This window comes from Paenibacillus sp. J31R122 (assembly GCF_056269185.1).
The window spans coordinates 42,067-62,115 of sequence record NZ_JBWDNM010000015.1; the positions used below are offsets into that span (position 1 = coordinate 42,067).

The window sequence follows — 20,049 nt, forward strand, 5'->3', positions numbered from 1 at the left end:
ATCATCACGAAACAGGGACGGAATTAACTTCCCTCCCCGCTTCTTCCTTAACTAATCTATGTATATCCGCAATAGCATTAAATGCTCTAGCTCACCTGAAGCGGTATAATACTTAGTCGTTTTCATCGCCCCCGCCCAACCGCAACGAAGATGAGTAAGGTCCAATCGAAAAGTGCTGTCTATATTCATAGCGCTCCTCCTTGGGACAGGCTCCTATTCCTTTCTGTACTAGGACGAGAAAGTAGGCTGCTCCCGAACCTTCGTCGAGGCTCCTGGTAGCATTTCACACTGCATGTCTGGTTGCCCATCACTGCGTTGATAGATCATTTACTTTTTAAACTACCCGCGGTTTCCGATTTATTGCGACGTTTCCAGTCTCGGTAACGCTCCGTAATCATCGGCTCGATTATGTGATAGTTTTCAATTGAATCTTCTACATGGTAGATCGTCGGCAAGCCGGCCGCCAATACGTTCGTGAAATCAACAGCCGTATATATGTCGTTTTGAATATCGAGATATTCGCGAGCAAACGCATCTGCTTCATCCGACAACTCCTTCGAGCTCAGCACGCCATCCCAGTTTGTACGATAAAATTGAGCACCTGTCATTTCGTTCCTTTTGACAAGCTCAATTTCCGATGCATCGTCTTTGCGGCTTCGTTTGCCGACCAGATCATTTTTGACCACCCAGGCTATGAACATGCCCGTCGGAACGTAGGCTTGGATGTAATCCAGTTCTTGCGGAAAGTCGCCTTCGTAGTGCCATTTCGCTTTGTCGTACACGTATATTTCTTTTTCCGCGATCTGAAATAAGACATCTCTCGGTTCTTCCACAAAACCTTTATTTTTCAGTTCATCAGCCAGTTCCTTCAGCCGATCGATTGCTTCCTGCTTGACGGGATATGACTCGTATGTCGGATTCATCGTCTTCTTGTCGGGATATAGACGGCCTTTAATGACATTAAGGATACAAATCTCTGTTGCTTCCGTAATAGTTAAATGCCGATATTCTTTAAAACTCTTTCCCTGTTTGGTCAATACCCTCTCTATCTTGTCCACCATGTCACCTCGCCATATTGCGAAAATTTCTCCTACTTGCAGAATGCGGGTTTTAGATACCCCACAATCCTTATTATAGGTTCCCATGATGAAAAGGTCAGCGGACTTTTCACCTACTCGCTTGGGTTATTATGAGAACTGCAAAAGCAGCTTATCACTAAACAGCTCTCATCGTTCAAGGGATTTCCGAAGTCATCCAGCTCACTGTAACAGAGGGGGCTTAAGCAAGTCGTTCCAGTGCCTCACGAACGGCTTGCTTTTCTTTTTTGAGCACAGCTGTATCCAGCGCCTGTTCTAGCAAGCTGCGGACCTGCTGTGCGTCCACATGACTAATGAACAGCACGTAATCCTCCGGCAGGCTGGATAACGCCGAAATGACAATCTGACGCTGTACATCCTTGGAGCTGAGCCAGTGCACGATATCGGATACTGAAGGCTGTGAATGAACATACAACATATCCCAGCCGCCATAAGGAAAAGACACCTTGTCCTCCATCCACTCCAGCACCCTGCGGCTGCCAAAAGGCTGGAGCAGCGAATTCGCTTCATAACCACTCAGCTTATTCTGTTTCTGTTTCGTAGACTCATCCAACATTTCCAAGACCCGTTTAAGTCCTTCACCTTCCGGCAGACAGTGTGCAGAAAGATAAGCACGAAGAGAGTGGCTCACTTTAACCGCTGGAGCTTCCGACCACAATGAACGCACAAAATCAGCTGCTTCCTCCTTAAGAATATCACCTACACAGCGTATTAAAGCATCTATATTATCGAGATCTTGCTCTGCCCTGGCTCGCTTCAACCAGGCTTGCAGCACTGCCTCCCCATCATAGCGGGCAAAGGCTGCTGCCACCTCCTTGTCCAACCTGTTCATCTCTGTATAGGTGATGAGCAGCGGAAGCTCCTCCTGGGCCTGTTTCAGTGTAAGCGTTAGGTATTGGTGCAGCCATGCCTTCCAGCGTCTGCTATTCCCGCTCTCTGGGTCCAGGCCGAATTCACCGCAAAAATACGGATACTGCCATTCCTCCGCTCCGACGCAACCCAGTTCTGTTATCCGGTCTACAAAAGCCGTCATGGATGGTGCAAGGAGCCGGAATTCTGCCGTCTCATGTGCCCAATGCACAACGGAAGTTCCGGACGGACTGCCCAGGTCCAGCAGTAATTCATCCCCGTTCCCGGCCAGATGAAAGGTCAGATACTGCCGTTGTCCCTCCATTTCCTCATCGGCAAAATCGGAGAAACCCAACTGATCTGTACCCCAGCCTATTTCTCCACTCACATCAAAAGGTTTAATCGTCCCACACGGTAAGCTCCAGTATACTAATACTTTGCCGGAGCCATCCTTCAGCAGTGAGCGGAACTCCTCCGGCAACCGGATTCCCAACCGGGTTTCAGCTTCAGCAATTCCCTCTTCTGGTGCAGGATGATCAATCGTAATAAAGGTTTTTGCCCCCTTCTGCTCCAGGGCCTGAACAAGCCGCTGCCACTGCCGTTTCCATGTGTCCATTCTATGTTTCATCAAAGCTGCCCCCTCCCTGCATTGAAAATTTCGATTATGATTTCTATCCCTTCATATAACCACGGTAAATCAACTATTTCAAGCGGCTCCATTAACTAGACAGTGATGCGGCAAAGCTTTTAGCAACACTATTATAAATTCTTTAATGTAAAAAAAGGGGCCTGTAACCTATAAGGTGTACAAGCCCCTTGACCTATTATTTTCATGATTGCAGTGAAGAAATCGCATTCGCTAACCTTTGATCGAACCGCTGGCAATGCCTTTGATGATATGCTTTTGCATGACCAAATAAAACAGCAGCATCGGCAAAATACCTAAAACCATCATCGGGAACATGCTCGTCCAGTCCGTCGAGAACTGGCCGACATTGCGGTAAACTTCCAGCAGGATCGTCCCTTTGTCTCTAGATTGGAGAAATAATAACGGAAAAATGAAATCGTTCCAAATGTTCAAGGAAACCAAAATGACAATCGTCGCGGTAGCGGGCCGAAGCAGCGGAAACGTGATTCGCCAATAGGTCCCCCAGACGCCGCATCCGTCGATCCTGGCCGCCTCCTCGAGCTCAACCGGTAACGTACGGATAAATCCACTGAAAATAAACGTAGCCAGCGGCATGAAGACGAACGTATAAATGAGAATAACGCCAAGTTGGTTGTCCATGAGATGGAACGATTTAATCAATCGGAACAAGGGGATGATCGCCATTTGGTAAGGCACCATAATGCCCGACAAAATCAAGACGAAAATGAACCGGTTGAACTTATGCCTCCGTCTTGCCAAAGGATAAGCCGCCATCGCGCTTACAAACACGACCAACAGAACAGATACAGCCGTGATGATCAAATTGTTCTTCAGTACATTCAAATAGTTCATCGCGTTCCAAGCATCGACATATTGATCGAAGTGGAATTGGGTAGGGAAGCGCAGCGGATGCAAGGACGCTTCTTCCGGGCTTTTGAACGTCGTCGAGAATAAATAATAGAACGGTACGGCTACGATCGCCGCGAGTATCAACATCAATGCTTCGAACAGCTTGCCCGGCCAGTTGAAGGAGCCGCGCTTTTTCAACTTATGTTTGGGTGCGGATGTGTTCATCATGCCAGCTTCTCCTCTCTGTTCTGCAAATACTTCAGCAGAAACACGGACAGCACAGCCGTAATCGCAAGAAACATCACCGCAATCGTCGAACCGTATCCATACCGGTATTCCGTAAAGGCGCGTTTGATCAAAACAGTTGTAATCGTTTCGGAAGAGCTGCCTGGTCCGCCTTGCGTCATCGACATAACGATATCGAATACTTTCAAGCTTCCGACCAAGGAGTTGATGACGTTAATCGTCAATGCCGGCGCCAGCATCGGGAACGTGACGTGCCAAAACTGTTTCCAGCGATTCGCGCCGTCGATGGTGGCCGCTTCATAATAATCCTGCGAAATGCCTTGGAGATTGGCCAAGTAGATGACGGCGGCCCAACCGGTAAATTGCCATACCGATACGAAGACGAGCGAGTACATGACCGTATCGGGATTGCCAAGGAAATTCGCTTTCCATCCTAAGCTCCATAGCATGCCGGAGCCCGGAGACATGATATAGGACCATAGAAAACCGACAATGAGCGGGCTCAATACGGCAGGAGCGAAAAAAATAAGACGCTGCAGCTGCTTCGTTCGCATTTTCGAATCGAGCGCAACCGCGAGGGGAACGGCGAGCGCATTTTGGACCACGGTCATCAAAACGGCATATAGGAGCGTATGTTTAACGGCGGATATAATGACGGTATCCTGGGTTAAACGGACGTAGTTTTTCAAACCAACAAAATCGTAAGTCGGATTCAATCCGTTCCAGTTGGTCAGGCTGTAATAAACGCTAGATACGACCGGATAAATGAAAAACAGCGCTAAACCGATTATTGCAGGCAGTAGAAACAGCATATACGGCCATTCCACCTTAAAGCCTTGCCAGGTTTCTTTCTTCACTCACTATCACCTCATAATTTACAGAGGCAATGGTGGAATTCTCCATTGCCTCTTTTCTCTAAATATCGGCTTATTCGGGTTTCGTTTCGTTCATTTCGTCACGTTTTTGATCCGCGGTCTTTAAGACGCCGAGCAGCGTCTTGTCGTCCTTGGAAGCAAGGTAGTCTTGCATCGCTTTGCCGTATTCGATAATGATAGCGTTAGCGCCATACCATTCGTTCCAAGGCGCGAAAATGCGTCCTTCCGCCAAAGCTTCTTTCGCTCCGTCCATGGCAGGATCGAGTGGGGTTTCCAACCCTTTCAGGAATACACCGCCGCCGTAGCCCTTCTGTGCTGCGAGCTGCGCTTCTTCCGTTGACCAGAAATCAAGGAAAGTTTTTGCCGCGTCGGCAACTTTGGAGTTTTTGTTAATCGTCCAAGCCGCACCGGGACCGCCCATCAGCCAAGGCTTCCCTTCGATGGCCGGAATCGGGAAGAATCCGAGCTTCAGATCCGGATTTTTCTCCTTCAAGCCTGCTACCGCCCAGTTTCCGGATTGCCACATGGCCGCTTTTCCGGTTGCGAATTCATCCATCGCCTGGTCGTAATCCAATCCGAGCATATCGTTTGTCAGATACCCTTTTTTCACGATTTCCGACCACTTTTGCAGGTACGCGTCGAACGTTCCACTCATATTGACTTCTTTGTTGCTGTACTTGTCGCCCCAGCCTTTGTTCTCCGGCTTGGAGAAGAAGCTTGCGTTCACCAGATCGAACGACTGCTTCATCATCGGCTCCCACGATTTCGCGCCCATCGTCTGCGGCTTTACGCCGCTTGCTTTCAGCTTCTCGTGGACGGTCATGAACTCATCCCAGGTCGCTGGAACGGCCGTGATGCCAGCTTTATCAAACAGTTCTTTGTTGTAGAAAATGCCTTCTACCCAAGACATCCACGGAATGCCGTAGTTTTTCCCTTGGTAGGCAAAGCTGGACAAGCCCGTTTCCAAGTACTTTTGCGTGAATGGTTCGTTCGTCAAATCCATGACGTAGCCGGCAGCCGCCAGGTTCCGCACTTGCGCGCCGACTTGGAACAGATCGGGGCCTTCGCCGGAAGCCAGCTTGGCGTTCAAGATGTTGTCGTATTGCTTGTTGTCCGTAAAGCTGATTTCCAGTTTGATTTCCGGATGCTTCTGGGCGAACAAGTCGAACGCGCCTTTCAGCAATTCTTCCTTGTCCCAAATCATGACTTTTAATGTTTGCTGTGCCGGTTTGTCGGATCCGTTGCTCGGATCGGACGATCCAGACGAGCCTCCGTCATTTTTGCCGCAGCCGGTCAGCGCGAGCGAAGAAACGAGCAACAGCGCGAGCGCAGTAGTGATTCCTTTTTTCATGGCCATCCCCCTGTTTGCTTATGAATTTTTTTGAGAACGTTTTCATTGTAAGTGTTTTCATTTGCTTCAAGAAGGAATAAAATTACGAATTTCTGATTCAATATTCAGGTCTTCAATTTTATCGTCACGATTTCCCGAGGCGCAAACGACACCGTCACGGCATCGTCGCGGACGGAGAGCGGATGCTGTTCATTTTCGAAAATCGTTTCTAGTTGATTGATTCATGAACAGCCTCCATTCGTAATCATTGTGTACCCGCTATTGCCCCGTTTTTAGCAGCTACCGGTTTTTTCGGTATTCGGTCGGGGTGATCCCGTACGTTTTTTTGAACATTTTGCTTAAATAGCTGGCATTCTCGTATCCGACCGTATAGGCGATTTCATACGTTTTCATGTCGGTCTGCATAAGCTCTTTCGCCTTCTCGACCCGCAACTGTGTCAAATAGTCCCAATACGTAAGTCCCGTCTCGGATTTGAACACGCTGCAAAAGTAGTTTTTGCTTAAATGAATGTCTTCGGCCACCGCATCGAGCGATATCGGTTCATGCAAATGCTGCTTGGCGTAGGCTTTCGCCTTGTCGATGATCGTTTCGTTAACCTTCGACGGATCCTCCCCGCCGTCCGTCCGATTCGTCAAGTCCGCCATATGGGACTTGACCCGGACCCTCTCCAGCAGCTTGAGGGACAGTTCGCCGAGCATCTCCTCCAGTTCCTCTTCATCCAGCGGTTTGAGCAAATAGCCATATACGCCGTAGCGAATGAGTGACTGCGCGTAAGAAAAATCGGAATATGCGCTGAGCACGATAACATGGACTTGCAGCTCTAGCTCCTTCAGCTTACGGGCGAGCGCAATGCCGTCCATTTTCGGCATGCGGATATCAGTGATGACAACCTCAGGCTGATACTCCACGATGTAATCCAACGCTGCCGCACCGTCGTCGAACAGCCGGGATACTTCAAAGCCGTAGCGTTCCCATGGAATGCTATGGGCCATTGCTTCGGTTATGATTGGATTATCATCCACCAACACGACTGAAAACAAACCTATCACCTCCTGGCATGCTCACGTTAATCGGCAGGCAGTTTCAACTGCACGGCCGTGCCTTCCTCTACTACGCTTGTTATCGATAGTCCGTAGTCCGAGCCGAATTTCAAAACGAGCCGACGATGCACATTGAGCAGTGCGATATGATGGCCTTCATCCCGCGTATCCAGTACGGCGAGACGACGGCGAAGATCGGCCAGCTCGGCTGCGGCGATTCCGGCCCCGTTGTCACGCACGGTAATGACGACCGCCTGATCTTCCTGCACGACGCGGATGTCGATGCGGCTCGACTGATCCATCGTCTTGAACGCGTGAATAAAGCAGTTTTCCACAACCGGCTGAAGGCTTAATCGCGGTATCGCGCTGCCGAGAAGTCGCTCATCCACCTGAATGTCAACCTCGACATCATGTCTCAACCACAAAATTTGAATGTCCAAATAATGCTGCAAATGCTTCAATTCCTCTTGCAGCGTAACCATGTAATCATTATTACCAATCGTATAGCGAAACAGCCTGCCAAGTGCCGTGACCAGCTTGCCGACTTCCGTGTTTTTTCCGAGTGTCGAAAGCGACTTGATCGTTTGCAGCGTGTTGTAAAGGAAATGCGGGTTAATTCTCGCCTGCAACGCCTTTAGCTCCGAATCTTTATGCTCCAGCTCCAGCTTGTACGCCCGATTGATCAGCTCATTGATCTGCAGGGTCATATGGTGGAAACGAGAAGACAGCACGTCGATCTCGTGGTAGCTGGATATCGTGGGCGATGGATCCGCGTTTCCCTGTCCGATCCATTTTTCAAACCCGGTCATTTGTCTCATTAACTGCTTGACCGGCGATGTAATCCGGTTCGAGATCAAATAAGCGATGAACCATACGATCGGGATAAAAGCGAAAAACAGGATTACCGTGATTATTCGGAATTGATTCAACTTGCTTGCCACGTCGGAAAGCGGCACATACCAGACGAGCGTCCATCCGTTGACCGCCGACCGGCTGAACACGAATAACTGTCGCTCGGCCCCCGACCCCTGTATATAAGAACCGCTATTGGCGCCTTTGCGAAGCAAGTCGGCAAAGTCGTTGCTGAACATCGGCTGCTCCGATTGCATATTCGCATAGACAAGCTCCTGATTATCGTCCAGCAAATAGACGCGATGCTCGGGAGAAATATGGAGCCGGTTTAAGATGCCCGAAATTTTGCTCATGTTTAAATTGACGACAATCGAACCCATAACACTGTCTTTTCTATAAATGTTCCGGATCGGCGCGACGGCGGACACGGTTTGCGTCTTGACCGCATCTGCGTCGTAATAATACGGCTGCTCGTGCGGTCCGATGAACACCGTCAGATCCATCGTCCGGTTCAAGTCCGGGAACCATTCCTCGGTATCGAATCGAAAATCCGTTCGGACCGACTTTCGGGCCGAATCGAACACTGTCCCGTCCGCATTCACGATGATGATATCGTCGATGTCCGGTTTGAAAATCGTTAAATTGTTGAAATAGTTTTCGATTTCTCGGATGTAGCTCAAATAATATTTCATGTTGCGCTTGTCTTTGTCTTTGAGTCCAACCTGAACATACGGGTTCGACGTAGCGTCCAGCACCGTTTCCTCGACTTCGTTGAAATAAAAATCGACGTTCGCCATCACCTCATTCGTCAGCATGGAGGAGTTGTCCCTGGCTTGCTCGATCAAGTAATTCGAAAAAATGGCATACGAAGCATAGGAAATGATCGTGAGCAGCACAATGACGATGACGAAGATGTTGCGCATGATCGCAGTCTGGATGGAAATCTTTCTGTTGAACCAACTGCCGATGACCCGCTTCATCGGACGGACGACGCCCGCACCATCAGTTCAGGCTGCATCACGATGCGCTGCCGCGTGATGCCGGGCTCCTTAATTTCCTCGATGATCAATTCGACGACCCGTCTGCCCATATACTCCATCGGCTGCGCCACCGAAGTCAGCGGCGGATCGGTCACTTTAGCCAAAATCGTGTTATCGAAGCTGACGAGCGCCAGCTGCTCCGGGATGCGAACGCCCGCTTCGTGCGCAATGTCGTATATCGTCGCTTTCATACCTACTCCTTCTTCCTTGACAATTAGAGAAAGAGGAATTCCCTCTTCTTTCACCTATTATGTGCGAACCGGCGTGGCATCGCAAACCTTTATCTTTTCCCTGCGGCTTCGGCATCAGCCATTCACGCAGATGTACTGCTCATTCAAAAACCGAAGCAGCGCCTAGGCCATTGTCAATCGAACGGTCGTTACATAATAATTCTCTCATTGGATTAAGCGCTTAATCTTTTAGTTAAAAAAAGTATCCATTTTTCTAATTAAATAAACATCTCTAGTATGGTTTAGCGCTTTACCTATCGTATCGTATTGGCAGATGCTTGACAACCGAGAAATCCGGTGCAGAGAAAAGAAAAAAGGGACAGAACGCAATGAACCCTTGCGTTCTGTCCCTTCACGTACCACGCGGAAGTTTTTTATCGATTCGCTCAAGATTCATCCTCAACGAAATCATAGATGCCTTTAAACGTGCTGAAGAGCGTGTTCTTGCTCACCTTTACTCCCGATTGAACGTCTGCATTAGCAAGTTCCTCCGTAAAAGCGGGCACGAACAAGCTTCCGCTCTTGGATATTTGGCCGCCGATCACGATGCAGTCGGGTGCATAAGCTCGGAGAGAAGGGGCCAGTATGGCGGCCATTCGACTGCCGAACGCTTCGAACATGCGTATGGCGGCTTGGTCTCCGGACATGGCCGAATCGGCGAAATCGCGAACGTCTCGCCCCTCCGCTTCCAGACCCATCTCTCGAGCCAATTGCAAAATCCCTCTTCTGGAAATCAAATCGTCCGCAAGCTTGCCTTGATACGGAACGCTGTACAGCCACCCTTGATCCGGAACGCTATCGCGCCGCTTGACCAAACGCCCGTTGTCCAGGAAGCAGGAACCGAGGCCAGTGCCGATCGTCAGGCAAACGGCTTTATCGCACCCGCGGGCTTCTCCGTAGCCGGCTTCGCCGAGTCCGAACAACGCGGCGTCGTTCTCGAACTTGATTTCGAACGAAGGGAGGAGCCGAGTTCCCAGCTCCTCATTCGAACGAATGGCTTCCTCCAATAACTTGCCTACATAAAGTCCGTACAGCGCTTCGAATTTGCCCAGTCCCTGAATGCGGCTGATGCCGTTTACGTAATCGAAAGGTCCGGGGAAAGCCATGCCAAGTCCGCCGATCGGCAGCGGTTCTCCTCCTGCCTTGTTGACGATATCGACGGCGATTCCCGCGAAGTGCGCGATAATTTCTCCAGCGCTCAAGTTGGCATGCGAAGCGTATTGCGAGACCGTCGCTTCGACAATGGTTCCGTCGATTACCGCCGCGGCCTTGATGTTCGTTCCTCCGACGTCAAAGGCAAGTACAATAGACTGATTCATGGCTTTCGCTCTCCTTAAGCTCTTACAAAAGCTTTGATGATGCCGATCTTCTTGCCCTCGCTCGGACCGCTCGGCCGAATCGTATAAGCATCCACCGAGGCCGGAATGATGAACGTCTCCGCATATCGGATGACGAACGGTTCGAAAGATCCGGTCGGACTTTCGACGGTCGCTTCTTCGCCTTCAACCAGATTCATCATGTGAAAGCTGCCGTTCGCTTCGTGCAATACCGGCTCCGAGAACCAGAAACGGCGTGTTTCAATGAACTGCAGCTCATGCATGCCCGTACGCTCTTCCTTCCAGCCTTCTCCTTCCGCAACGGTTTTCACGCGGTTTACGCACTCAGAGGTTGTCCAATCGGTTTTCCGGTTCCATTGAATGACTTTGCTGCCATGCTCCACGTGAACCGGACGCGGCTTGCCGTCGAGGCCGAGCCGGTCCCAGTCCCACAGCTTGAATGTGAAAATGTAAGGCGTCGCGCTGATTTCCAGCACCATGCAGCCCGTTGCCGAGCAGTGCACCGTTCCGGCGGGAATGAGGAAATGGTCGTGCTTCGCCGCGGGATACACGTTCACGTATTTTTCCGCCGGGAAGGTGAAGCCGCCCTCCTGCGCCTTGCGCAAGTCCGCCAGCATCACTTCGGATTCGACATTGTCCTTCAGCCCTAAATACACATCCGCACCCGGTTCGACGTCGAGAATATAATAGCTTTCGTCTTGCGTGTACGACATGCCGAATTGATCGCGGATATATTCGGTCGTGGGATGAACTTGCAAGCTAAGGTTCTGTCCGCCGATCGTATCCAGGAAGTCGAAGCGGATCGGAAATTCCGCGCCGAACCGTGAATAGACTCTTTCGCCTAGCAGCTTGACCGATTCGAAGAAGACAAGATTGATGGAGGGCAACTCCACTCTAACATCGCCATATTGAAAGTAGAGGCTGTTCTCTTCCGGAACCCCGTCAAAACCCCAGGCATATGGATGATCCCGCTTGGGTAAATCGATGTTCGCTTCCAGCCATTTTCCGCCCCAAACGCCAGGATCGAAGTAAGGAACTAGTCGGAACGGCTGGCTGGTCGTCTGGGCAAATCCGGCGAACAACGATTGTCGCGTAACCATCTTCGGTTCGTCCTTGACGTTCGTATCTAAATAAAAGTTGATTCGGCCCATTAGAGATTTTTTGAGTCGGTCCGCCATCCGCCATTCAAAGAAGAAACCTCGCTTATACAGACGCAAAATATCGGTTTCCGTTCGATTCATCCGCCAGTTGCCGACTTCTTTAGACCGATAGCGTTGTTGGATTTCCCAACGGGCCAAGTCCGCGTAGACGACAATGTCGCCTTCGGCGATTAACGAAGCGCCGAACCCGATCACGACCGCAACGCCGGCCTCCGCCTCATCCAAACGGCACCGCAGCTCGTCTATTTTGCCTGGATCGTAAAATTCATCGATTGTGAACGGCGTCATGTAACCGAATACCCGATCGTCTGTCATGTAGCGCTCGACGATACCGTCAACCTCGGCCGGCTCCAATGCCGCGTCTTCCGAACGAATCACGCATGCCGGATCAAGACTGGCGCTCAACCCCGCGAGTATTTCCTCTTGTCTGACACCCGGATAACATTCCACGACGATGGTCGTCTTCCGTTGATCATTTTTCGCAATCGCTGTTTTTAACGTTTCACCGATCGCCGCATAACCTGCCCAAGCCTCGTTGTCCCAATTTTGTATCCGAATTACTGGTTCTTTGTTATATAACTTCCGCATCTGTTCTGCCAACTCCCATCTTTGTTTTAACACAATATATCATATTCTATCATATATGAACAGACCTTTTGTTAAAAATGTGGGATAATGTGCAATTCTACGCCGCTGTTTTCTATGATCTCCTTATCCGCATCCCGGATACCTTCGTCGGTGACGAACACATCGATATCGGACAAGCTCGCCACCGCGGTAAAATAACGGTTGCCGATCTTGGAAGAGTCGAGGATCATGACCACCTTCTTGGCCGCCCGGATCATCGCTTTCTTCACTTGCGTGTCCATCAGGTTCGGATCGGTGAAACCGTCTTCGGGCGTGTAGCCCAATGCGGAAATAAAAAGCGTGTCGGCATTGTAGCGCGCGAAAAACTCTTCGGCCAGCGGGCCGACGAAAGTACCCGATACTTCGCGAAGCATGCCGCCGCAGCAAATAATCGAACGCCTGTCCGTAACCATCGGCCGGAAAAGGCTCAGCGTATCCAGCCCGTTCGTCAATAGCGTCAATTGAGGGTACGTGCCCAGAAACTCCGCCATGCGGGAGACGGTTGTTCCATTTTCCAAAATAAGCACGTCCCCGTCCCGTACGAACCGTTCAGCCGAATAGGCAGCAAGGCGGTCTTTGACGCTGCGGTTGCTCGTTTGTTTGGAGACAACATCCGGCTCTTCGGATGGAGTCGCCGTGTCAATATAGATCGCCCCTCCGTGCGAGCGTTGCACGCGATTTTCTACCTCCAGCGCGTTCAAGTCTCGCCTGACTGTCATTTCCGACACGCCGAAATGGTCGCTTAACTCTTTCATAGTCGCCGCGCCGTGTTGCGCCAAAAAATCTAAGAGCGCTTGTTTTCTTTGTAAAGGGAGCATACCCACACCTCATGTTTTTTTCACTTATTCTAACATAAATGATCAAACTCGACAAAAAAAAGTCTCGATCCTGGATCGAGACTGCTTCCTTCTTATTCCGCATCTCCCGCAATCCGATAAAATCGAGCCGCCGTTCCGCCAAATACCGCATCCGTTTCTATTTGAAATGTCGATCAGTTCTCAAGCGTGCGATCGAAGGTTCAGGGTCGGATCAGAAAAAATAATGATTAACATTAAAAATATATTGTAAAACGATAAATTTAGTGATATTCTATTGCCAATAGTTCGATATGAGGTTCTATATGAGGTGCTCTATGGGACTTTAAACACGGCTTTATTAAAACTGGAGGCTGAAATGATGATGAAGGTTGTAAAATATCTACCCGCTTTAACGCCATTTATAGTAGGAATCGGTTGTCTAGTTACCTATAGGATCATCGGAGCTGAAGTCGCTGCAGACGGTACTTTGAAAGAACCATTTTATCTCGTCCCGATGGGTTATTTACTCGTGGCTATCGGTATTATGATTGGACTCGCAGTCGGCTCAGTGTCACACTTTCGCAACTCAAAAAAAATCTCATAAATGCGATTAGCTGCATATCAGGCAACAAAGATGACGCTCAGGATCAGCTTTTTGCTGGCGTCATCTTAAATTCGTTTAGGTTGTTTTACGGTCTGTTTTTACATCAATTTTACATCACGGGTTTCATCTACCTGTTCCATCCACATTTTCTTTCCCTCAAGAACACATTATGCGCCGACCTATTCAAAGGCTGCAACCGCATCAACCAACGCTGTCAACTGAGTCTATAAAGTCTCTGTACTGAGCGTGAATCCTTCGATTACGGCATCTTCGTCGATCTCAATCAGGATGCATCGTTTCCCTTGATAATTCACCTGTCTCACATACTTTAAATCCTGCGGGCTGACCGAAATCGAGGCTACCTTTGTATCGATCTTAATCGATTTTGAAGTGAATTTCGGCATAACGCTGCTTGCCTTCATTTCATAGTTCCTATCGTCGACGATCGTTTGAAACGCGCGTTCCACTTTTTCCGTCGTCACGTTCTCTATGCCGCTTACTGTCAGCACACGTTCCACATCTTTATAATCCAACTTCGGGGGTTCTTCCTCATCTTCGTTGGTTTCGATTACCTGGTGGATCTCCTCGTACACCTGTGCGAGAGTGGCTACGTCGAGTTGTTCGCCCACCACTTCCTTCACGATGTCTTCGAAAATAGCCCTCTCTTCCATTGCCGTCATGGATCTTTCGGCATTTAAGACCTGTCCGATGAAGTGCGGATCTGGATAATTCGATTTTGCCGTACAATACAGAATGCGGTTCACATCGGAATAGTTATCCGTCACACTAGGGTAAAAGAACCCGTGCTCAGGCGAACTTAACTTGATAATCGGATCTACTATGACATTGTACTTAAATTCCCTCTCCACATAATCGAACAAGAGAGTTTTCTTTTGCTTCTCCGTGGAATTTACGCTGCATAGAATGAACGGATGCGCGAACAGTTCGTCCTTCCCGCTCTCTTCGGCTTCTTCATTTCTGCCCTTGGTCGGCCGGAAATACTGTCCACGAACGAACGTGACTACTGTATCCTGTTCATACTTGGCATCCACCAACATTTTATCCACCAACAGCAGCATCAGGTCCTTCCATTCTTCAGGATCGCCTGTCGCTAAACCTTGGTGAAGTAGCACTCGCGTTGGATCCTCTGCTTCCTCCTGAAACTTCAACTCGAACAACTTCTGATCCAATTCTCCGGTCAGCAGTTTTTTGAAATTCCCCATATACAGCTCCTGCTTCTCTCTATCCACCAGAGCAAACGCCTGGCGCTCCCAATGATAGACCTCGTTGCTATCCTTCATAATATACACGTTGAGAATGTCGTTAATATTCATCATATCGTGATCCAGCTTAAATTGCTTGCGTATATGCGCGACTTCTTTCTTTATCATGATTCGCTAGACAACTCCTAAGAAGTAAATTGGTTTTATCAGTATAAACGATATAACAGCCCTTCGCTAGAAGGGCTGTTAATGTTACTTCTCTTCAGTTCCGTTCCAAACCAACACCGCCACACACTCAACATGCCTTGTGGCGGTGATAATGATGCCGTATGAAGCTGGTAGCCCCTTGGCGACATGGTATTTTTTCGAAAGATTGCTTTTTCTACAGTTATTGCATTTATTCTCCACTAAAGCTTTTGGCCCATTCAGCAACCCTCCGACTACTTTCTTCTACTGACAAATCCTCAATCCTAGTCATAATTGACCATCTTACTCCAAAAGGATCCATTATACTTCCGAATCGATCACCTGAAACAAAGCTTGCAACCGGTTCCCTTACTTTTGCTCCTCTTGCTACCGCGTTTTCAAATACCTGATCAACATTAATTACGTAAATTCCTAAAGAATAACACGCATTGTCTTCATCTGGCGGCAAGGCCAATTTATATGCCGGATTCGCTGCTCCCAGTTGCAAAAAACCATTTCCAAAATCTAATTCCGCATGAACGATTATTTTATTGCCATTTCCGTCAGGATATTCAGTAATATCTTTAACCCTTGCATTGAAAACAATTTTATAGAACTCTATTGCTTCAGAAGGATTCTTCACTGTTATAAATGGGGTAATAGAAGTAAAGCCGTTGGGTGTTCCATTCTTTGTATATTTACCTGACACTCCCATATCTTTTATGCTTTCAGTCATTTTTACTCCTCCTTAAATGCTGATACCTTCATTGTATTGAATTCATCAACTCATAGTAATATTTAGAATCACTAGTCTTATTAAGGCTATACCAGGCGTCTAATGTTTTTGGAGAAAACACATCCAAAGCTTTCAAGATGTGTACAGAAAATTCCAACGGAGCTATTCCAGATGCTGTGATCAGTTTTCCATCAGTTACAGCAGACTCCATTTTGTAATACTTTTCTCCTGTATAAGTGGGACAGATCATTTTAAGGTATTCCAGATCATTGCTTGTATGCCCACGTGAATTCAGCAATCCTGTCTGGGCAAGTCCCATTGTAGCACCACAAATCGCTGCAACCCATATACCTTCCCTTAAAAACCTCTCAACGATTTTTAAGAGGGGGTGGTGAATGGTTTCTGTCCATGTATCTCCACCGGGTAAAATCAATAGATCTGATCTTTCAATGCTGCACTCATCCAATTTGATGTCAGGCAGTATTTTCAATCCGCCCATTGTAGTTACTGGAGTCTTATCAATTCCCACGGTAACTATTTTTGATGGGGCCAGCCCCTTTTTATAATATCTTCCCGAGTTCAGTTCGGCAGTTAAGTAACCTATTTCCCAGTCTGCCATTGTGTCAAACACATATAGATATACCGTATTATTCATTTGCAAGTTCTCCTTATTTTACAATTCATCAAGTGATACCAACCATCCATCGGTAATCAATGATTATCATCATTATAAAATAGCTTCACTGACATCTGCTGTCAGTGAAGCTATTAAAGTTGATAATATTCCATTAACTCCGACGCAACAGCAACAAGTTTTTCCTTCAAACTCTGTGGTTCGATTACTTGAATGGATTTCCCGTAGGATAGGAGAAAATAAGGGACATATATATGAATTGATTTTTCCTCAAGTAAAAAGATTGCTTGATTTGATGTCCGCTCTTTCAGATGATGCCCCAAAAACCAATGCAGGCATAAGTCATCGAGTGCCTCTGACCTGCCTCCGATAATTAAAGAAATTAACCCGTCCTTGCCCACCAAATCAGGTAACAGATTTTGCATAAAAAATTCACGGGCCGAAAAAGCTTGGGAACGCTTAAAGATGATTTGAGTACGCTTGATTTGTTGAATCCGATCTGCCCGAAAGCTGCGCATCTCTTTTCTTAGGTGGCAAAATGAAACAGTATACCATTTATTGTTCCAGTAAACCATTCCATAGGGGTCTATCACCCTAGTCTTGGGTTGATCATCACGGCGTGTGCGATAATCAATTTCTACAGAGAATTCGTTTGCTACAGCTTGCTCCAATTCCGCCAATACTGGCTGAATAGAAGGGTCTCCCATACGGTTTATAACTTCAAATCCGGCTAAATGACGGCTGAGAACACTTTCCTGTTCCTGATTCGAATACATTTTCAATTTGGATGTCGCATTACCTAATGCCTCACTCAAAGGGTATCCGGCTTCTTTTGCAAAAACAGCAGCATGAAGAAGTGCTTTTTTTTCTTCAATATCAAATAGCAGAGGTGCTCTGATAAAATTATTCAGCAAGCTATACCCGCCATTATGACCAGTGTCGGATATTATAGGCACTCCACTGGCACCTAGCGCATCAATATACCGATAAACTGTCCTTATATTTATTTCTAACTTTTCGGATATTTGTTTTGCAGTCATTTTTACGCCCGAATTCAGCATCCATAGAATTGCCAGCATATTATCGTTTTTTGGCATAACACGAACCCTCATCTTTTATTAAACCTCAATATTTTATAAATATCTTTTTTATCTTCTCAAGGAATTCAACTTCCTTGAGCGGTACTGTCACATCTCTTTTCGTACCTTCAATATTATACACTCTACATATGTTGAGTAGACAGTGAGAACAAGCTATACGTGTGTTCTTTATTGTAATCTATCATCAAACATTAATTGTATTTGAGCTGTATGGAGTTGTCACGTTTTGCCATGTCTTCATAACTTACAAGTAACAATTCCTCTGCGTTAATATGGTTCTTGTAAAAATTTATAGCTTCTTTTGCTCTTCCGTTCATGGATAAGAAAATAGCTATTTCTAGTGTTGTACTCATGGTATCATTCTCCTTTTATATAATCATTCTAGGTAGATATCTTATATTTGATATATGACCTTGAACTTATCATAATAGATAAAGGTATCAAAACATGACACCTTTATAAGGAGATTTATTATGAAGAAATCAGAAAGATTAAATGACATGATCAGATACTTGAACGGTCGAGAGTTCTTTAATTTAAATGACCTCATGGATCAATACAATATTTCAAAAAGTACAGCTCTTCGTGATATTAGTTCATTAGAACAATTAGGTATGCCTATTTATTCGGAACATGGCAGACATGGACGATATGGTATCTTAAAAAATACATTATTATCCCCCATTATTTTTACTATAGATGAAGTGTATGCTCTGTACTTTGCAATGTTGACGTTAGAATCTTATCAATCAACACCATTTCATTTAAGTGTTAATCAACTAAATGAAAAGTTTGAAAACTGTCTTTCCAAAAAACAAATAAATCAGATTCACCAAATGAAAAAAGTCCTACAGTTTGAAATCTATCAGCATCATAATGTCAGTCGTTTTTTAGATAAAATTCTAGAAAGCATTCTTAATGAGAGCAGCTGTAAGATTCAATATTTAAAAGATAATCAGGCAAAAAGTTACCACATTCAATTTTTCAAAATTTCCGCTAGGTTTGGTCAATGGTATGCTACTGGAATAGAGTTAAATACAAATAAATATAGAGTTTTCAGATGCGATAGAATAACCCGTATAGAAGAAGAGGAAATCAAATCTCACTTTTCTATAGATGAACTCTTTAGTCGTTCATTAGAAATTTATCAATCTGAGAAGAGTATTAACTTTGAAGTAGAGGTTTTAGAACAAGCCAAGGATATATTTTATAAAGAACATTATCCTTCTATGAAATTAGAAAATGGTAATAAAACTGTCATTACGGGATTCTATAATCTGGGAGAAGAGGAGTTTATAGCTAACTATTTAATGAGATATGGTCATTATGTAATATCCGTGAAGCCTGAATCATTAAAACAAATGATCCAAGATAGAGTAGAGAATCTCTTAAATCACTATCAGAAATTATAAAACAGCATGTAGCTCGCGATACTGTAATCATATCCTTTGATGTTATTCCTGAGAATGCTTTTGCAAAATGGTTAGTCGGTAAGACCGTTGTAATTCCTATACCATAGTTCGCTGCCAAAAATGTTGTAAATTCGCCAATAAGAATCTCTCCTCAGGTTTTCTAAACTCATTTCACAACACTAGAAGCTAATCGAATGAATTAAGCAAATAGCTGCAAATAAATAAGACCGTGCTGCATGAGCAGCACGGTCTTATTCATTCATTCTCTTATTTCGTCATCCATTCCGGTTTCGAGAAGCCTTGGAATTGCTCGTCCATCGTTTTTTCGAATGCCGCAGATTCAATAACTTCCTTCAAATCCTTAGCCATTTGGCTTTCAGCATCTTTAGTTCTAACAGCTACAACGTTACGGTAGTTTTCAGCCATGTTCTCAAGCTGCAAAGCACTTGTCAGGTCCATACCCGCTGCAAGGGCGAAGTTGCCCGCAACAACAGCTAGATCGGAGCTGTCCAGCGTCCGCGGAAGCTGGGCAGCCTCGAGCGACGTTATTTTAAGATTCTTAACATTAGTCTCGATATCCTTATCGGAAATCGTCGCCGGATCTGCATCCTTTTTGATTGTAACGAGCCCAATATCCTGAAGCAGCAGAAGCGAGCGTGCTAGGTTGGCAGGGTCATTCGCAATCGTAAGTGTACTTCCTTCTTTAATATCATCAATGGATTTAATTTTATTCGAGTAAAGGCCCATTGGCGCAGTTGGGACACTACTAACAGCGCTTAGTTCAAGCTTATTATCCTGAGAAAATTTGTTCAAATATATAATGTGCTGGAATAGGTTGGCGTCGATCGATCCGTTATCAAGCGACTTGTTCGGCTGAACATAATCGTTGAACTCAACAATCTCGATCTTGTAACCTTTCTCCTCCATCAGAGGCTTAATCGCTTTGCTCACCATGTCACTGTATGGACCAGCTGTTGCTCCAATTTTAATCGATTTTTTCTGCTCCGCAGTTCCTTCGTTAGAACCTGATCCTTCTTCCTTATTGTTGCTGCCGCATGCGGCCAGCATTGACATCAACAGGATGCACAACGTAACGATCATTAATTGCTTTTTCAATGATATGATCCCCTTTTCTAAGTTGTAAAAATAATTTA

At 46.4% G+C, this 20,049-nt stretch carries 19 protein-coding genes and 1 pseudogene; 2 read left to right on the plus strand and 18 right to left on the minus strand.

Going from position 1 to position 20,049, the window contains the following annotated elements:
* Positions 1-51: 51 nt before the first annotated feature.
* From AC0YN7_RS22705 to AC0YN7_RS22760, 12 genes are all read right to left on the minus strand, one after another.
* Positions 52-189: a hypothetical protein gene (locus tag AC0YN7_RS22705; protein WP_475812314.1), complete on the minus strand. Its 138-nt coding sequence runs from the start codon at positions 187-189 to the stop codon at positions 52-54.
* Positions 190-323: 134 nt separating this feature from the next.
* Complete coding sequence (locus AC0YN7_RS22710) at positions 324-1,061, minus strand: DUF7832 domain-containing protein (protein WP_475812315.1); 738 nt, start codon at positions 1,059-1,061, stop codon at positions 324-326.
* A 217-nt stretch (positions 1,062-1,278) separates the two neighbouring features.
* Complete coding sequence (locus AC0YN7_RS22715) at positions 1,279-2,574, minus strand: SMI1/KNR4 family protein (protein ID WP_475812316.1); 1,296 nt, start codon at positions 2,572-2,574, stop codon at positions 1,279-1,281.
* A gap of 231 nt (positions 2,575-2,805) precedes the next feature.
* Entirely contained in the window at positions 2,806-3,672 is an 867-nt protein-coding gene (locus AC0YN7_RS22720) for a carbohydrate ABC transporter permease (RefSeq protein WP_475812317.1), read from the minus strand.
* Positions 3,669-4,547: a carbohydrate ABC transporter permease gene (locus AC0YN7_RS22725; RefSeq protein ID WP_475812318.1), complete on the minus strand. Its 879-nt coding sequence runs from the start codon at positions 4,545-4,547 to the stop codon at positions 3,669-3,671. The genes AC0YN7_RS22720 and AC0YN7_RS22725 overlap by 4 nt, the downstream gene beginning before the upstream one ends.
* 70 nt (positions 4,548-4,617) lie before the next feature.
* On the minus strand, positions 4,618-5,916 hold the full coding sequence (locus tag AC0YN7_RS22730) for an ABC transporter substrate-binding protein (RefSeq protein ID WP_475812319.1): 1,299 nt from the start codon (positions 5,914-5,916) through the stop codon (positions 4,618-4,620).
* Positions 5,917-6,195: 279 nt separating this feature from the next.
* The gene (locus AC0YN7_RS22735) at positions 6,196-6,957 is read right to left on the minus strand and encodes a response regulator transcription factor (RefSeq protein ID WP_475812320.1); all 762 of its coding nucleotides are present in this window, start codon (positions 6,955-6,957) and stop codon (positions 6,196-6,198) included.
* A gap of 26 nt (positions 6,958-6,983) precedes the next feature.
* A complete protein-coding gene (locus tag AC0YN7_RS22740; RefSeq protein WP_475812321.1) occupies positions 6,984-8,789 on the minus strand; it encodes a sensor histidine kinase in 1,806 nt (601 codons plus the stop codon).
* Positions 8,786-9,040, minus strand: coding sequence for a substrate-binding domain-containing protein (locus tag AC0YN7_RS22745; protein WP_475812322.1), 255 nt, complete (start codon positions 9,038-9,040; stop codon positions 8,786-8,788). The genes AC0YN7_RS22740 and AC0YN7_RS22745 overlap by 4 nt, the downstream gene beginning before the upstream one ends.
* A 425-nt stretch (positions 9,041-9,465) precedes the next feature.
* Positions 9,466-10,398: an ROK family protein gene (locus tag AC0YN7_RS22750; protein ID WP_475812323.1), complete on the minus strand. Its 933-nt coding sequence runs from the start codon at positions 10,396-10,398 to the stop codon at positions 9,466-9,468.
* 14 nt (positions 10,399-10,412) lie between these two features.
* Positions 10,413-12,164 (minus strand): class I mannose-6-phosphate isomerase, encoded by a 1,752-nt coding sequence (locus AC0YN7_RS22755; RefSeq protein WP_475812324.1) that lies wholly within the window; start codon positions 12,162-12,164, stop codon positions 10,413-10,415.
* Between the two features lie 71 nt (positions 12,165-12,235).
* Positions 12,236-13,021 (minus strand): DeoR/GlpR family DNA-binding transcription regulator, encoded by a 786-nt coding sequence (locus AC0YN7_RS22760; protein ID WP_475812325.1) that lies wholly within the window; start codon positions 13,019-13,021, stop codon positions 12,236-12,238.
* 355 nt (positions 13,022-13,376) lie between these two features.
* Here AC0YN7_RS22760 and AC0YN7_RS22765 point away from each other — a divergent pair, with 355 nt between their 5' ends.
* Entirely contained in the window at positions 13,377-13,604 is a 228-nt protein-coding gene (locus AC0YN7_RS22765; protein WP_475812326.1) for a DUF3955 domain-containing protein, read from the plus strand.
* Positions 13,605-13,828: 224 nt separating this feature from the next.
* Here the strand turns inward: AC0YN7_RS22765 and AC0YN7_RS22770 are convergent, their stop codons facing one another.
* From AC0YN7_RS22770 to AC0YN7_RS22790, 5 genes and pseudogenes are all read right to left on the minus strand, one after another.
* On the minus strand, positions 13,829-14,995 hold the full coding sequence (locus AC0YN7_RS22770; protein ID WP_475812327.1) for a DUF4317 domain-containing protein: 1,167 nt from the start codon (positions 14,993-14,995) through the stop codon (positions 13,829-13,831).
* 229 nt (positions 14,996-15,224) lie between these two features.
* Positions 15,225-15,749 carry a VOC family protein gene (locus AC0YN7_RS22775; RefSeq protein WP_475812328.1) on the minus strand — a complete coding sequence of 175 codons (525 nt, stop codon included), beginning with the start codon at positions 15,747-15,749 and terminating at the stop codon, positions 15,225-15,227.
* Positions 15,750-15,777: 28 nt separating this feature from the next.
* Positions 15,778-16,404, minus strand: a complete 627-nt coding sequence (locus tag AC0YN7_RS22780; RefSeq protein WP_475812329.1) for a type 1 glutamine amidotransferase family protein — start codon at positions 16,402-16,404, stop codon at positions 15,778-15,780.
* A gap of 113 nt (positions 16,405-16,517) precedes the next feature.
* A complete protein-coding gene (locus AC0YN7_RS22785) occupies positions 16,518-17,480 on the minus strand; it encodes a helix-turn-helix transcriptional regulator (RefSeq protein WP_475812330.1) in 963 nt (320 codons plus the stop codon).
* A gap of 206 nt (positions 17,481-17,686) precedes the next feature.
* A pseudogene (locus AC0YN7_RS22790) lies at positions 17,687-17,836 on the minus strand (VOC family protein); the annotation flags it as partial.
* Between the two features lie 120 nt (positions 17,837-17,956).
* Between AC0YN7_RS22790 and AC0YN7_RS22795 the strand changes: the two are divergent.
* Complete coding sequence (locus AC0YN7_RS22795) at positions 17,957-18,895, plus strand: helix-turn-helix transcriptional regulator (RefSeq protein WP_475812331.1); 939 nt, start codon at positions 17,957-17,959, stop codon at positions 18,893-18,895.
* A 267-nt stretch (positions 18,896-19,162) separates the two neighbouring features.
* Here the strand turns inward: AC0YN7_RS22795 and AC0YN7_RS22800 are convergent, their stop codons facing one another.
* Complete coding sequence (locus AC0YN7_RS22800) at positions 19,163-20,011, minus strand: MetQ/NlpA family ABC transporter substrate-binding protein (RefSeq protein ID WP_475812332.1); 849 nt, start codon at positions 20,009-20,011, stop codon at positions 19,163-19,165.
* Positions 20,012-20,049 lie beyond the last annotated feature (38 nt).